Source organism: Alteromonas naphthalenivorans, from assembly GCF_000213655.1.
Lineage (GTDB): Bacteria > Pseudomonadota > Gammaproteobacteria > Enterobacterales > Alteromonadaceae > Alteromonas > Alteromonas naphthalenivorans.
Map to the genome: position 1 here is coordinate 2364968 of NC_015554.1, position 13826 is coordinate 2378793.

The window sequence follows — 13826 nt, forward strand, 5'->3', positions numbered from 1 at the left end:
GTTTAGATTGTATGAAATTGTATTAGGTATAACAATACGATCGTTTTCTTTAGTTTTAAGTAAGCGTCCGATAATTCCACCTAGCGCTTAGCAAACTGCCATGGTAGCAGTTGCTCGATATTGACGTCGGGCTGGCTGAGTTCATCAAGGCAAGTCATCACATACTCGAATACGTTCAGGTCGTTGGCTTTAGCCGTTTCGATGATGCTGTAGAGAACAGCGCTGGCGTTGGCGCCCGTGGCCGTTTGGCTAAACAGCCAGTTTTTTCTACCTATGACGAACGGCTTTATCCCGCGCTCAGCGCGATTATTATCGATACTCAATAACCCGCCGAGTGTATAGCGTTCCAGCTTTTTCCATTGGTTTAAGCAGTATTGTATCGCTTCGCCCAACTTGGTTTTGGGTAACACTTGTTGAGCCGATTTCATTAGCCACATATGAAGCTGGCTCAGTAACGGCACACTTTTTTCTTGTCTTGTAATATATCGCACCTCTACCGTTTTATCTTTTAGCTGGGTTTCTAGGCGGTAGAGTTTTTGGATGTGATTGAGTGCCCAATCCGCTTTGCCACTGCCTTTCTTACCTGCGCCTTTTTTGGCTTCCATGAACTTACGGCGTGCATGTGCCCAGCAACCAATGAGTATGGCTTGCGTTTGCTCGTAGCCTTGATAGCCATCCACTTGTAAGTAGCCGCTGTAACCTTTAAGGAAGTCTACGGCGCATTGCCCAGCGCGACTATTGTGATAGTCGTACAGCACGATATTAGGTATCTCTGTCCCCGAGATATTACCGGTAGGTGAGTCAGCGCCACTGGCGTACAACCACATGTAGCTATTCACTTTCTCAGATTCAACGACCTTCAGCGTGGTTTCATCCGCCGCGATAACCGGTTGTTTCAGGATATGTTGATGGAGCTGGTCATAAAGCGGTTTAAATAGCTCAGCGCAGCGGATTATCCAGTCAGCCATGGTTTTACGACTTAATTCGATACCATGCTGTTTGAACATAGACTCTTGTCGATACAGCGGTAACCCATACTGATATTTGCTGGTAATGATTTGGCTTAATAAACTTGGGGTCGCATAACCTTTAGGGATAACGCTGTGAGGTACAGGCGCTTGTTTTACTGTGTTGCTAATACCGTCTTTCTCACAGGTACGACACGCATATTTAGGGCGAACATGCTCAATCACTTTGACCTGAGCAGGAATAAACTGAAGCTTTTCTGACTTATCTTCACCAATGCGATGTAGCTCACCTGCACAACAGCCACAGACTTTTCTTCGTCGCTAATATCGTGAACGATAACCTCACGAGGTAGGCCTTTGGGTAACGGTTTACGTGTGGGCTTTTTTACGCGTGTAGCTTATGGCTTCTTCTTGCGTATCTGATTCAACAGCAAGCGCTTCCGCTTCATTAAACAACTCACCTTGCCCAGGATGACCTTCGGCGCTTTGACCGAACTGTTTATGCTGGGAAATACGAAACTGCTCCTCAAGATATTGATAGCGAGACATCACCTGCGACAACACCTTTTTCAATGTTGCTGGGTCATCAGGTAAGCTTTCGATATCAATATTCATGGTCTTATTATAATGTAATAATGCATTGATTTACCGACATTATTAAGACGATTTCGTGATCGTTAATCGCTACTTATGATCACAGGTTATAAGCCGGATGCATTGTAGTGCAACGGCTGATGGCCTATTACATCGTAGCCTGATAACAGCCACTGTAACTGCTGTTCACTTACATTCAGATGCTGTAAGTTAGCATCGACAGGCCACTTGAACCGATGCTTCTCGAGACGTTTGTACCAAAGCGCAAAGCCCGTTTTATCCCAATAGAGTATTTTGAGCTTATCGCGCTTTTTATTGCAAAACACAAACAGCGCATCACGAAAGGCATTGAGCTCCATGTTCTGTTCGACCACTACAATCAAGCCATTAATCGATTTACGAAAGTCGACGATATCCATGTATAAATAAACGTCGGCAGGCTCAACAAACATCTTCATTCAGCTAGTGCCTTCATCACGGTAGCAAGCCAGTGAGGGCTAACATTCGTTGGCACGCTAAGATGAGCGCTCCCAAGTTGCAGAAGAAGTTCGCCACCGGTCTCATCGGTGTGTGACTCAACCTTTGTTACTTCACGTTTGACGTGAACGAACTTGCTGTGAGTACGCTGAAGACGAATATCACGTCGCCTGGTGTAGTAGGTTTGGACATTAATCTGTTGCTGGCGGCAAAACGCCACCGCTGTGAGTCCACTTTGTTTTTGTTGCTCAAATAAATTGAGCCAGTCTTCTACTTCTCTTCGTTGATGATGCGCCATGGTCATTCTCCTTAACAAAGAGAGCACCATGACGTAGAAAACCTATGAATTGAATGTGGGGATTACCGGACGGACACAGTTTTAACTATTTTACCTAATTTAATATTTTCAGATGTGTCACCTGATTTTTTCATACCAGTCTGACTAAAAGAGCCATATTCAGAGGTTAACGGGATAGGAAGGTCCATAAATTTAGAAAGTTTTGATAATGTTTCTTCGGGGAAATTTACAATATCGTCTGATTTCAAGAAAAAAAATCGCTCGAGTTCTTTTGCCATTCTGGTAATTTTCTCAACTCTGTCTTTATAATATCCAGAAGCCCAACTAATATCCGCATATTTAGCATTATCATTTTTTTCTCCCATAGTAACGATGCTTTTAATTGTCGATTCAGGTGGCCTAAGCATTATCAATATATCTACTTCAGGAGTGTTCAATGATGAAACATTTTGAAAATCGAAGCTGTTATGCAATATTTTATCAAATAATTTAACTACTGAGTTAACTAGTAATTCATCCTGATGAAGCTTAATTTTTTGATCTAAGCCAGCCAGACGATCACGATACTTTATACTAAGCTCACTATAACCACTTATATTAGGATTTGAACCTAAAATATGAGAAAGTAAAGAGGAACGACTTCTCATGTGACTTAGCATGTAAATTCGGTTGGGCTTAGCGGTCAGTAAACTAAGGTTCTTGCTGAGGTACGCTAGACGTTGAAAATGACTCATACTCATAAAACCTTCCGTGTTAAATAGTAAATAACTATAACTAAATTACCTTTCCAATTAAAGCTTTTAACCTACCTCCAAAATCCGCATATTCAAAATAAATATTGCTTTCAGCGTTGTTTGAAAAGGCATAGACGAAAACTAGTTAGAAATGACAGAATAAGCATAAAAAAACCGGCATATTTGCCGGTTATATTTAATACGCTCGAAAATTAATTAAATTTTCGACGTGAAACAAAAATGCAAGATAATGAAAGAGCTAAAATCATCAAAGTCGATGGAGCAATTACTGCAGTAGGGCTATTTGGAGCCGTCGTGCTAATAGATGATATCAATATTTCACTTACATCATTGCTAAACAGTGCTACGCTGTCTGCGCCACTGCTGTCAAACGTTAGAAAAGAAAAACTGTCAATCCCAGTGGTTTCATTAAATGAAAGAGCCATATCCCAGATATCGCCAGCGAAATTAGATAGAATCAATCCATCGGTTCTGTTAGCGCCGTAAATCAAGTCAACACTATAGCCAGTTGAGGTTGATATTACAGTATCAGAGCGTGTAGCAGCATTTGGATCGTCTACATAAATAATTTCACCATCGGAAGAAGTGATATCAAAATTAACGTTGCCAGCGTCACTTCCAGGTCCGCCGAATATTAAATATAGCCCCAAGTTGTCAGCGTTATCCGTTGCAAAAAAAGCTACCAATTGATTCGCTAACTCAAATCCAGTATTTGCGCTATAATTGGAACTAGAAAAATTATAGAACGATTCTAAGCTCTGGTTGATATCTAACGCTTCAACTTCTACCCCGTCCACCGACATAAATGCCGCGTTTGAGTTGAAACTTGCACCTAAGACACAAAAAGCCATAATTGCTTTTAAAAATTTAGTTTTCATTGTAACCCCTAAAATATACAATTTGTTTGATTGCTGCTGAGAGAAGAATCTCATGCCCTACAAAACATTAAGCAAACTTCAAGCCAAATATAAAAACCACCTAATTAACATGACTTTAAAGAACTTCAACCCCATTTAAAAATCAATTTTGTAAAATTTTCTGACACCTATTTAGTTTCTTTTTTTCGATAACATATCTTTCAGTTCACTCACCTGAATTTTAGTATGTTTATGGAAAAACAGAAGCAAAATTAACGGGTAAATAATAGTACCTGATAACATAAGGTAAGCTAACAGAACGATATCGCTTGAAATATTTGGAGTTAGCAATGCTTTCAATTCAATCAAAAGTACAAACATCAGTAGAGAACTGACACAGGAGGGAACTAATGATTTAAAAAGGAAAGCTATATTTATATGTATATGACGTGTGACGATGAATAGTCTTATTGGTAAAAATATAAAGCTAGCTATCACCAAACTTATAAGCATCACCTTTATACCAAACCAAATAGTGATGCCTGCAACTGTTATGTTAGAAACCACATTTAAAACTGTTAGTCTAAATGCATCTCGAGTTTTGGCAACTGATATAAGTAAGTTGGGTAGAAACCATGCAATAATACTAGGAAACATAGTGAAAGATGTTATTGCCATGAATTCGGCACTAGGACCAAATTTTTCACCAAATGCAACTACAACAAAAGGATCAGCAATTGCTGCTAGACCCATGAAGATAGGTAATACTATCAGCCCTGTAACAGTCACCATCTTAATATAGGTATCTCCAAGTTTTCTTGTTTCTTTTACTCTCGAAAAGCTCGGCACTACCATTGAATTAATAGAGCTCATAGTTACTTGGTTAATTACCATAGACCCTTTTTGCGCTGCCGCCAATAATGCGAAACTAACCGGCCCTAGCACTATACCAGTAAAGATATTGCTGGCTTTACGGTGCAAAAAATTCATTAAAGTCATGCCAAATAGCGGTAAGCAGAAACTAATAAGCTCCTTATTATCATCTTTATTAAAGTTAAAGTATGGTTTAAATTTAGCTGTATAAATTAAAAATAAATACTGTAAAATTGTATTAACTAACTTTCCAGTTACTAATGCCCAAAGCCCATAATCGTATTCCGCTAAAGTTATTATGAATACAGCTGAAATTAAAGATGCTAAAAATTTAGCGATGCCCATTTCTTTATTTTTGAATTCCCGCAGTAGTTTTCCACTTACAACTACCTGTAAACTTGTTACTAACGTAATAGGGGCAAGGCTAGCTACAACCCAGGCGGCAGTTTCCGAATATGTATAGTACGCAACCGGAGCTCCTATACCTAAAATGCCTATGCCTGCCAGAACGCCGATACCAAATACAAAAGTCATTGTACTTGCTGCATACCTATCTTCCCATTCTTTCCGTTGTACCAAGTTTTGATTGACACCTGCATTTACGAGTGTGTTGGCAAATTCTATGAATAAGAAACAAAAACCAGCTAAGCCGAATTCTTCCAGAGTTAAGACTCTTGCTAAGTATGCATATACTATAAAGTCAATTACGTTAATCCCTGTCCGGGTAATCGACGTCCATATGCTACCTTTAGTAGCTTTTTTCTTGAGGGACATTTTAATTTCTCGATGAAGTTTAGAATTACAACAACAATTGATTACTAAGTGTAGAATGTAATATCACCAGACAAAGTTTCAGATATCTTCGGCTTATTTCATTTTGGGCTAGATTAGTTGTGTCAGCTATTGATCGCTACTTGTATATCACATTTTCAAAACAGTTTCCCACGCTGAGCACACTACTGCCTCGCCATATTTATCCATTGCCTCTTGCATAATTTGAGATCTTTCTACGTATATTTCATCCAAGTAGTCATTTGAAATTTTTGAAGCTTCGTAAATTGTTACGAATGAATGTTCATTTGATTTAGACAAACCAAACTGATTGTTACTAGTGATAATATTACAGCCCTCACCTATCGCATGATAAAAAGATCCAGAGCTTATCATCGAGTTTTCAGCATGAGGAAGCAATACAAATTTAGTATTTTGCAGTAACTGGGTCAGCTCAATATCCGATAAAAATTTGTTGTTCCAATCTACAATAAGATTATTTTTCTCAATTATACCCTTTAAATATTTTTTATAGTCTTCATCGCCGCAAAACCCTGCAATTTTTAAAGGAACATCTTTCGGCCAGGACTCAAGAATTGCATGTAAATTTTTATATCGCTTTACTGCACCAAAGAATACAATAAGATCACTAAATGATTCATCATTCCCTTTGTATTTTATTACGTCTGACATTAACTTCTTATTAGTTTTATAGAGCGGGTGAGAAAGCGCTGGCTTACTATAATAACTTTCTAACGGAACTGGTTTTATATTTAAAAACCGATACAAACTACAAATTGTTTTATATCTTACATTTGTTTTATTACCGTTATGAGGCTTGAAATTGTGCCTAACCCAAATAACTTTCTTAGATAAAATTTTCGAAAATAAAATTAAAAATATCATTTTAAAAAAATATTGAACAAACCGCTTATATGACCTACCGTAAACACTATCTTCGACCCAATTAAGAACAACTAAAGCATTTTTTTTACCTTTTATTAATTCTAAATAAAAGTCGCTATCAATATTTTTAACTTTATACCCAATTTTTTCTAAGGACTTCTTATTTATTGCTAAAAACTCATTTTTACTTCTCGATGGATATAGGTAAATATCACCTAATTTATCATGTGTCATTTTTTATCCAGAAATTTAAACAGAGGAAAAATACATTATTATGCCAAGCTAAGTTGTTGAATATACAAAGAGCTAACTTCTAGAGCTCTTATAACCCAACGACAACTTTATGATCTCACTGAGCGAGATCATATAAATTGATGTTACTATAATAAAAACTGAAAACTTACATTGAAATGTAAAGCCTCTATTCAGCAAAACCTTTGGGCATCTTTTCAAAAACAATTTTGTAGCATTTATCCCAAGCTTAACTGACTTCAATCTTGTGGAGCTTTTATCCCATGCTCCACCGATTACCCTTCTTCTCTTTTTCAATAACTCTTTCTTATTCCTAGCAGGGTGCATAACTATCGCATCTTCGCAAAAATAAACTTTAAGTCCTTGCTCTGTAAGCCTTTGTGCCATTTCATGGTCGCCGCCTGATTTTAAACTTGTATCAAAGCCAGAATTATTAATTATGACCTCTCGGTCCGACAACCAATTCGCAGTTATACATAGCCCCAACTTAGCGTATGCTTCTTGATCCATTGAAAACAGTTCTTCATAGGCAAGAGCAGATGCCTCTACTAACGTGTTTTCTTTAAAAAACTGTATATCTCCGGCAATTATTCCCATCGAGGGTTTATCAATTGCACAAGAAATTAAGTTTTCTAACCATTTGTCATCAGGAATACAATCTGAGTCAGTAAACGCAACGTACTTCCCCCTAGCTTCTTTTAATCCTTTATTTCTAGCTGCGTAAGAACCAGGATTACTTTCTCGTAATAAAGTAATACCACATTGGCTTTGTAATTTTTCATAAGTGCCGTCTGTTGAACCATTATCGACAACAAAAATTTCATACTCATTGTTTTTAAGCGTCTGCGCTTTAAGTGCTTCTACACAAAGGAGTATGCGGTCGATATCGTTCCATACCGGTACTATCACTGTGACTAATAATTGTGATTGCATGCTTGAATATCCGATTTAGGCACGTTTAAGAAATCTATTCTTAATTTGTTGTTTGAAAAAGTTAAACGTAGCGGAAACACCAGCCTTCCTAACCGCTAGCAACAACCATTTGTGTTTATTGGATTTGTACTTTAAGGAAAGTAAGATTTGATCAGCGACTCTTTTGTTGTACCAGTATTGACCTAAAAACTCTTTATGCTTATTTGCCGAACCTAGTCTCTTGTCAATATCTTGAGGTTTCATTTTCCGTAATTTTGTTCCAATACCGTCTAAATTTTGGTAGCGGTATAAAAATATTGGTTTTGGGATGTTATTAAATTGAACATTGCTTTGATAAAGGCGAACAAACATATCCCAATCTTGTCCATTATTTAACGCTGTATCGAACGGCATTTGGTCTAATAGTCTTTTCTTACACGAAAAGCCACTCATACCACAGTATGTATTACCTTTTAATAAAGACTCTTTAGTTACTGACGTATCTTTGTTTACTCTAACTTCTTTCTCATTGCCTAAGTGCTTAAAGCCAGAAACAACTGCTTGGCAGCCCTTCTCATACTCAGCTAAATGCCAAGATAAATAATCAGGTAGCCAGATATCATCGTCATCAAGAAATGCGACCACGTCACCTGTAGACTCTTTAACACCTAGATTTCTTGCTACATTTGCACCACCAGATACAGCCTGTTTTATATAGCGAACTCTTGTATCGTTATACTTTTCTAACACCGTTGAGTAGTCGACGCTGGAATTGTCATCAATAATGGTGACTTCTTTCACCGCTGCGGATTGGTTTAGTACACTATCGAGAGATAGCGTTAAGTAATCCGGCCTGTTATAAGTAGTTATAACTACACTAAAATCCAAAACTAAACCCCTTTTACTATTCTGTATAAAGATTTGGCGGGGCTATACAAATATCGAATGTACATTTCATACAACGTCCACTTGAAAGATTGGGTGTGTTGCAGCTCACTGTGTGAATAGCCCATTGATTTCGCCAAACTGATAACCGAACTGGAAAGTGCATAACCAAACGATTCTGACTGTTTTGACGACTTGCTTTTTCTAACCTTCTCTTCGCCTTTGAGCTTTGGTGTTACTCCCACAACCTTACATATTTTTGCTATAACACTTTGCCTATCAGCAACTAATTCTTCATATCTGGTAAAAATTTTACTAGACCTTGCAGAACCTTCATCGCGAAAGCGTTCCCAGTTCATGTAGGTTGTAAGCCACTGATTCTCAAGATGTGCTATATTAACGTTCCATCGTCTAAACTGAGATAAAAAGACATCTTTTGGATTTCTAGCAATACAAACATAATGACAGTTAACTCTATCACTGAATCGTTTCTCGAATTCCAGCATAAGCGCTAACGCATTCCATTGCAGAAGGTGATGTGGTGATTTTTCTATAAAAATTGGACCAAATTCTTTAAGTAATTCAAACCAACCATTAAATACTAATTCTTCGTCTGTATTAAACGTGATGTTAGTCGGTAAATTACTTGCTAAAAACTCTGTTAACTCTTTTCTAGCTCTGTCTTTATCGTAAGGAACAGCACTCGCTAACATGCTCAGTTGAGGTTTATCTAAAAGTGATGCCGCCTTTGTCCAAAATAACGTTTCTGACTCAAAATGTTTAGTTGTGGGATAAGAAGTTATACCTAGTGCGTCATTTAAGCTTCTAAATAAAAAGCTAGAGCCTGATGACTTTTCTGACAGAATATAAACAACATCAATTTTTTTACTACTTTCCATCAACCTTCACTCCTTACAACCGTGGAATAAGCTTTCATAGTTTCAGTAGCAATTGAGTTCCAATCGTACTTTGCTAGAAATGTTGCTTTATCAACAGATAAGTTAAGTGATGACAAATTAGTTATTTTATTTGCCAAAGAAGTGATATCACCAACAGGGAAGTAGCAGTCATTTTGCAGGTCTATATCTTTATTTGGCAATATATCAGAAAGTAAAACCCTACTCCCTGCGCTTATAGCTTCCAGTGCAACGATAGGGTGCCCCTCATGATAACTAGGCAATACAAACAGACCACAGTACTTATATAAACTAGAAAGTGCAGCGCCATTCCTTCGCCCCGCTATAATAATATTTTGATCGGCGCTACTTTTTATCTTTTGAGAATATTCATCGCCATGATCAGCATCTCCAACTATTACTAATTTAAGTACTGTATTACTTAATTTATAGGCTTCTATTAGGTCATGAATACCTTTTTCAGGCACCAATCGTGCTACAGCTAGAATATAATTCTCCGGAACTAAGCCCAAATCACTGGGCAAGTCTTGTTCAGTGACATTATCGGAAAATCCAACTAAGGTTCCATTAGGTATAAATTGTATCTTTTCACTGCACTTAGGGTATTTCAGCTTTAGCTTATTTGTTAAGGAACGTCCTACTACAATGATTGAATTAGCAAACTTAATTCCCATTAATTCGCCAGCCTTTAAAATCGTTTTGGCGAAACGGTTCCATTTCTGCCTATCGTAGTCTGCGCCATGGTGCGTAACAACAACCCTCAAGCCAAATAACCTTGCTAAGGGTGTAAATAATGCGGGCCCAATGGCGTGGATATGAACAACATCTGGGCGTAGGACTATACCTGCATAAATAATGGCTACAAAGGTGTGTAAAAAAGTTTCAAGAAACTTACTCTTGAATGCCCAAACACCCTTAACCTTCACACCATCATAATCATATTCAGGCTCGTGGAGATACGGCGTGCGCCCTAAAATAGTAATGTCATATCCTTGTTTCACCATTCGGGGGTACAAGTTTTGACAATGGGATTCAATGCCCCCCATTATGTTGGGTATACCTCTTAAACCAACAACTGCTACTTTCATTTACTGGTATCCCTGTATTGTAGAGGCCCTACTTGGCTGATAATTTTTGCTGGCACACCCGCTATGGTTAAATTACTACCAAAACTTTTGTTAACTACCGCATTCGCGCCCATGCCTACATTGCTACCTATTTCGATATCACCATAAGCTTTTACGCCAGGTCCAATGTAACAGTCGTCTCCTATTTTCGGTGCTTTCGAGCCGTCGTTTATATCAGCTCCAATATTAACACATACATGTATTCTACAATTGCAACCAATCTTAGCATTTGAATTAACTACGATAGTGCCAGCGTGGGCAATAGATAAGCCCGGACCAAAGACATTAGGTGGTATTGAAAAGCCTAACTTTCTTCCCTTCCGTCGCAGGTCTAATCTAAGATATACGGTAAATAGCTTACCTAAAGGAGAACGTTTACAATTTATATAGTATTCAAGTTTTCTTAGTTTTTTTTGAAACGCCCAAATATCGTGAGTAAGCTTATTTTTAAGGCTTGGCACTATATTAAGCGCTTTTAAATCAGCCTCTAAAAAGAATTTATAATCTTTTTTACTGTTAATTTGCATTGGCGAGCACACTTGGTTTTTGTTTTAAACTTAATTGCCGAGTTTTCGCCTTCGCACCGAAAACTAAAGAACAGAAAATAGAGAAAAATATCAACCCCTCTATATTCCAAAGCGGCATGGTTGCTAAATTCATCGTTAAAAAGCCTAAAAATGATAGAATCAATATTTTCGATAGCTTTTTATCTTTTAAACTAAGCGGCTGTAAAATCATGAACACACATAAAAGAATAAAACTGCATAGTCCTAAAACACCATACTCATACAAATAGGAAACAAATGTATTATGCGCGTATAAAGTAAAACTAGACTTCCAAGAGTCTGGGCCAAAACCAAATATTTGATTTAAACCATCCGCGTTTGCAAAAGCATTAATATATTGACTCCAAATGAATACCCTAGCAGACATAATATCTTTTTCAGCTTCACTAAAATATATCGGGGCTTTTGTAATAAGGTCCAAATTGCCTAGCATTAAGCCTACATCGGCGAAACGTTCTTGCATAGTGAATGATAAAGCCATAAAAACCATAGCGAAAAGCATGGCTACGATAGTAAGTACTGGCGCTTTCTGTGAAGGTTTAAGTCGCTGTTCAATAAGTGTGAAATAAAATACGGCTGCAATTGGAAGTATTGTGAGTATAGATGTTCTGTAATTTACTAATATGAGTAAAAATACGGCTAACGTGAACAAACTAGTTCTAAATCGAATAGTGCCTCGCTCGATAAGACCCACAACAAATATGAATGACACTATTATCATAGAAAATGCAGCTTCATGATTATATCCGCCAATGTAACTAGTTGAACCGTCGGCTTCGGCTGACTTTGCATGACCTAACAATACTGAAAACACCTGCAAAGCAAGAGGCATAGCAAAAGCTACCAATAGCTTTTTAAACGTTTCATTCTGCCCTTGGCTGCGTATAGATAAAAACAACGCTCCGGCCAACACTAAGAAATAACACCATTTCACCAATACATTAATGGTGCCGGGAATTTGCATATTCACAAAGCCACTTGCTGCAATAGCAGTAAAGAATATATAAAAAGGAAACAGTTTTTTTAACGTAAAAACAGCGGTTGGAATCAATAACAAACCTAAACCAGCCACCCCTATGCTACCTAAAGCATTTATTGAAAAACCCGCCACTAAAGAGGGGTAAGTAACAGTGTGGAATGCAGATAGGAAGTAGCGTAACCATATTGCGCAAATGGCAAAGGCTAAATACTTGTTGCAGTTACCGGTAATGGTTCTATACACCATTATTAGGCTAATAAACCCTACCAGTAGTTTGATTGCTTCAAACATAATTAGTTAGTCATCTTTTTCTAAAATGGCACTTACCCGCTTGTGAAAAGCGGCATAAGAAAACTGCTGCGCGCATGCTTGGCTTTTTTCAACATATCGCGCTCTGTTAGCGCTACCTTTGAATAACACCAATGCATCGGCAACACCTTGTGCGTTGTTTAACTCACACAGTATGCCATTCTTTTCTTCGCTGGCACCAGAAACTTGGTAAGGGTATTGTTCGGCAATAATTTCAGCCGGGCCCGACTCGCAATTTGTTGCAATTACCGGTTTGTTCAAACACATGGCTTCCACTATGGCATTGGGGAAACCTTCTGCATTACTGGTGGAAACAAAATATTCTGCTTTGGCCACGTACGGGTAAGGGTTTGGCTTAAAACCTAAAAAATGTACTCTATCTGCAATGCCAAGTGTTTTAGCTAGCGCTTTAAGCATGGCCTCTTCATCGCCCACGCCCAAAATAACTAAGTCTTCAACAATATCGGCCTTGGCGTAAGCGCTTAACAACAATGAAAAGTTTTTGTTTTTAACTAACCGCCCTACCCCAATAATGTATGGCGCTTTAGGAATATCGGTTACCGCTTCACTTGCTAGTTCGTGCAGCTGCTCAATATCGTACGGGTTATATAACAAGGATACTTTAGGTTCTGGCACCGCATAGTTTTCAATTAAATCGGCTTTTACACCTTCAGACACTGCCACCACATTATCAGCCCGCTTGTACAAAAGCTTAACTAAAAAGCGACTAATACCGTCTTTTAAACCACCCGACAAATGGCTAGTAGTATTTACACGTTCACTAATAATGGCGCGGTAGCCTAACGACTTTGCTATCGCTATATTTAAAAAATTACTGCGCGTTAAAAAGCTAAAACAAATTTGAGGGCTTAGGGTTTTAAGTAACGGTTTTAACTGTTGATAACCGGCTTTAAGGCTACCGTTACTGGTTAGTACTGTTTTGGTAACATAAGGGGGGCACTGCTGACTTTCTTCCAGCGTGTCTAACAAAACAAGATAAACAGGCACGTTTGCATGTGAAAAGTAGTCTTCCATGATTGCTAGCAATTTTGCCATTACCCGTTCGGCACCACCGCCTTCTAAGGAATTAATAATAAACACTACTGGGCGGTTACTAGTTAGCATGAAACTTCATTATCCTTGTCATTAGACTAAATGCTAACGCTAAGTTTAGCACAGCTCGATTTTAGTTTTGTAGTAAAATTACAACAGAGCAAGCTGCATTACTTTAAGCTTGCGAATGTGCAGTACAAAAAACGGAATATACTCTAGTTAGTATTTGGCTCTTGTTTTGTTCCGGTTATTACTATGCACTATTGCGCAAAGTTTAGTAAATGGTAATACCATCTATACATATGGAATATGCCAATTACACGCATG

At 38.0% G+C, this 13826-nt stretch carries 13 protein-coding genes and 1 pseudogene; all 14 read right to left on the reverse strand.

The window, feature by feature from the left end; all coding sequences use genetic code 11:
- Positions 1-80 precede the first annotated feature (80 nt).
- The 14 genes and pseudogenes from tnpC to AMBT_RS10385 all read right to left on the reverse strand — a co-directional run bounded on the left by tnpC (position 81) and on the right by AMBT_RS10385 (position 13571).
- Positions 81-1583 (reverse strand): annotated as a pseudogene (gene tnpC, locus AMBT_RS10320) (IS66 family transposase).
- 86 nt (positions 1584-1669) lie between these two features.
- Entirely contained in the window at positions 1670-2020 is a 351-nt protein-coding gene (gene tnpB, locus AMBT_RS10325; RefSeq protein WP_013784480.1) for an IS66 family insertion sequence element accessory protein TnpB, read from the reverse strand.
- Complete coding sequence (gene tnpA / locus AMBT_RS10330; RefSeq protein ID WP_013784481.1) at positions 2017-2337, reverse strand: IS66 family insertion sequence element accessory protein TnpA; 321 nt, start codon at positions 2335-2337, stop codon at positions 2017-2019. Before tnpA ends, tnpB begins: the two co-directional genes overlap by 4 nt.
- Before the next feature lie 62 nt (positions 2338-2399).
- Entirely contained in the window at positions 2400-2984 is a 585-nt protein-coding gene (locus AMBT_RS10335; RefSeq protein WP_148259101.1) for a sulfotransferase family protein, read from the reverse strand.
- Between the two features lie 299 nt (positions 2985-3283).
- The gene (locus AMBT_RS10340) at positions 3284-3970 is read right to left on the reverse strand and encodes a hypothetical protein (RefSeq protein ID WP_013784570.1); all 687 of its coding nucleotides are present in this window, start codon (positions 3968-3970) and stop codon (positions 3284-3286) included.
- Between the two features lie 171 nt (positions 3971-4141).
- Positions 4142-5596, reverse strand: coding sequence for an oligosaccharide flippase family protein (locus AMBT_RS10345; protein ID WP_013784571.1), 1455 nt, complete (start codon positions 5594-5596; stop codon positions 4142-4144).
- Between the two features lie 147 nt (positions 5597-5743).
- Positions 5744-6733, reverse strand: coding sequence for a glycosyltransferase family protein (locus AMBT_RS10350; RefSeq protein WP_013784572.1), 990 nt, complete (start codon positions 6731-6733; stop codon positions 5744-5746).
- Between the two features lie 72 nt (positions 6734-6805).
- Complete coding sequence (locus AMBT_RS10355) at positions 6806-7684, reverse strand: glycosyltransferase family 2 protein (RefSeq protein WP_013784573.1); 879 nt, start codon at positions 7682-7684, stop codon at positions 6806-6808.
- A 15-nt stretch (positions 7685-7699) separates the two neighbouring features.
- Entirely contained in the window at positions 7700-8551 is an 852-nt protein-coding gene (locus AMBT_RS10360) for a glycosyltransferase family 2 protein (protein ID WP_013784574.1), read from the reverse strand.
- 2 nt (positions 8552-8553) lie between these two features.
- The gene (locus AMBT_RS10365; protein WP_013784575.1) at positions 8554-9447 is read right to left on the reverse strand and encodes a sulfotransferase; all 894 of its coding nucleotides are present in this window, start codon (positions 9445-9447) and stop codon (positions 8554-8556) included.
- Positions 9447-10553 (reverse strand): glycosyltransferase family 4 protein, encoded by a 1107-nt coding sequence (locus AMBT_RS10370; protein ID WP_013784576.1) that lies wholly within the window; start codon positions 10551-10553, stop codon positions 9447-9449. The genes AMBT_RS10365 and AMBT_RS10370 overlap by 1 nt, the downstream gene beginning before the upstream one ends.
- Positions 10550-11119: a serine O-acetyltransferase gene (locus AMBT_RS10375; RefSeq protein ID WP_013784577.1), complete on the reverse strand. Its 570-nt coding sequence runs from the start codon at positions 11117-11119 to the stop codon at positions 10550-10552. The genes AMBT_RS10370 and AMBT_RS10375 overlap by 4 nt, the downstream gene beginning before the upstream one ends.
- Positions 11109-12428, reverse strand: coding sequence for an O-antigen ligase family protein (locus AMBT_RS10380; RefSeq protein WP_013784578.1), 1320 nt, complete (start codon positions 12426-12428; stop codon positions 11109-11111). Before AMBT_RS10380 ends, AMBT_RS10375 begins: the two co-directional genes overlap by 11 nt.
- 6 nt (positions 12429-12434) lie before the next feature.
- Positions 12435-13571 (reverse strand): glycosyltransferase, encoded by a 1137-nt coding sequence (locus tag AMBT_RS10385; protein WP_013784579.1) that lies wholly within the window; start codon positions 13569-13571, stop codon positions 12435-12437.
- Positions 13572-13826 lie beyond the last annotated feature (255 nt).

Excerpts from the sequence above, each read along its gene's own strand:
- AMBT_RS10380 (WP_013784578.1), bottom strand. The coding sequence starts at position 12,428 with ATGTTTGAAGCAATCAAACTACTGGTAGGGTTTATTAGCCTAATAATG.
- tnpB (WP_013784480.1), bottom strand. The coding sequence starts at position 2,020 with ATGAAGATGTTTGTTGAGCCTGCCGACGTTTATTTATACATGGATATC.
- AMBT_RS10335 (WP_148259101.1), bottom strand. The coding sequence starts at position 2,984 with ATGAGAAGTCGTTCCTCTTTACTTTCTCATATTTTAGGTTCAAATCCT.
- AMBT_RS10340 (WP_013784570.1), bottom strand. The coding sequence starts at position 3,970 with ATGAAAACTAAATTTTTAAAAGCAATTATGGCTTTTTGTGTCTTAGGT.
- AMBT_RS10375 (WP_013784577.1), bottom strand. The coding sequence starts at position 11,119 with ATGCAAATTAACAGTAAAAAAGATTATAAATTCTTTTTAGAGGCTGAT.
- AMBT_RS10355 (WP_013784573.1), bottom strand. The coding sequence starts at position 7,684 with ATGCAATCACAATTATTAGTCACAGTGATAGTACCGGTATGGAACGAT.
- tnpA (WP_013784481.1), bottom strand. The coding sequence starts at position 2,337 with ATGGCGCATCATCAACGAAGAGAAGTAGAAGACTGGCTCAATTTATTT.
- AMBT_RS10385 (WP_013784579.1), bottom strand. The coding sequence starts at position 13,571 with ATGCTAACTAGTAACCGCCCAGTAGTGTTTATTATTAATTCCTTAGAA.
- AMBT_RS10350 (WP_013784572.1), bottom strand. The coding sequence starts at position 6,733 with ATGACACATGATAAATTAGGTGATATTTACCTATATCCATCGAGAAGT.
- AMBT_RS10345 (WP_013784571.1), bottom strand. The coding sequence starts at position 5,596 with ATGTCCCTCAAGAAAAAAGCTACTAAAGGTAGCATATGGACGTCGATT.
- AMBT_RS10365 (WP_013784575.1), bottom strand. The coding sequence starts at position 9,447 with ATGGAAAGTAGTAAAAAAATTGATGTTGTTTATATTCTGTCAGAAAAG.
- AMBT_RS10370 (WP_013784576.1), bottom strand. The coding sequence starts at position 10,553 with ATGAAAGTAGCAGTTGTTGGTTTAAGAGGTATACCCAACATAATGGGG.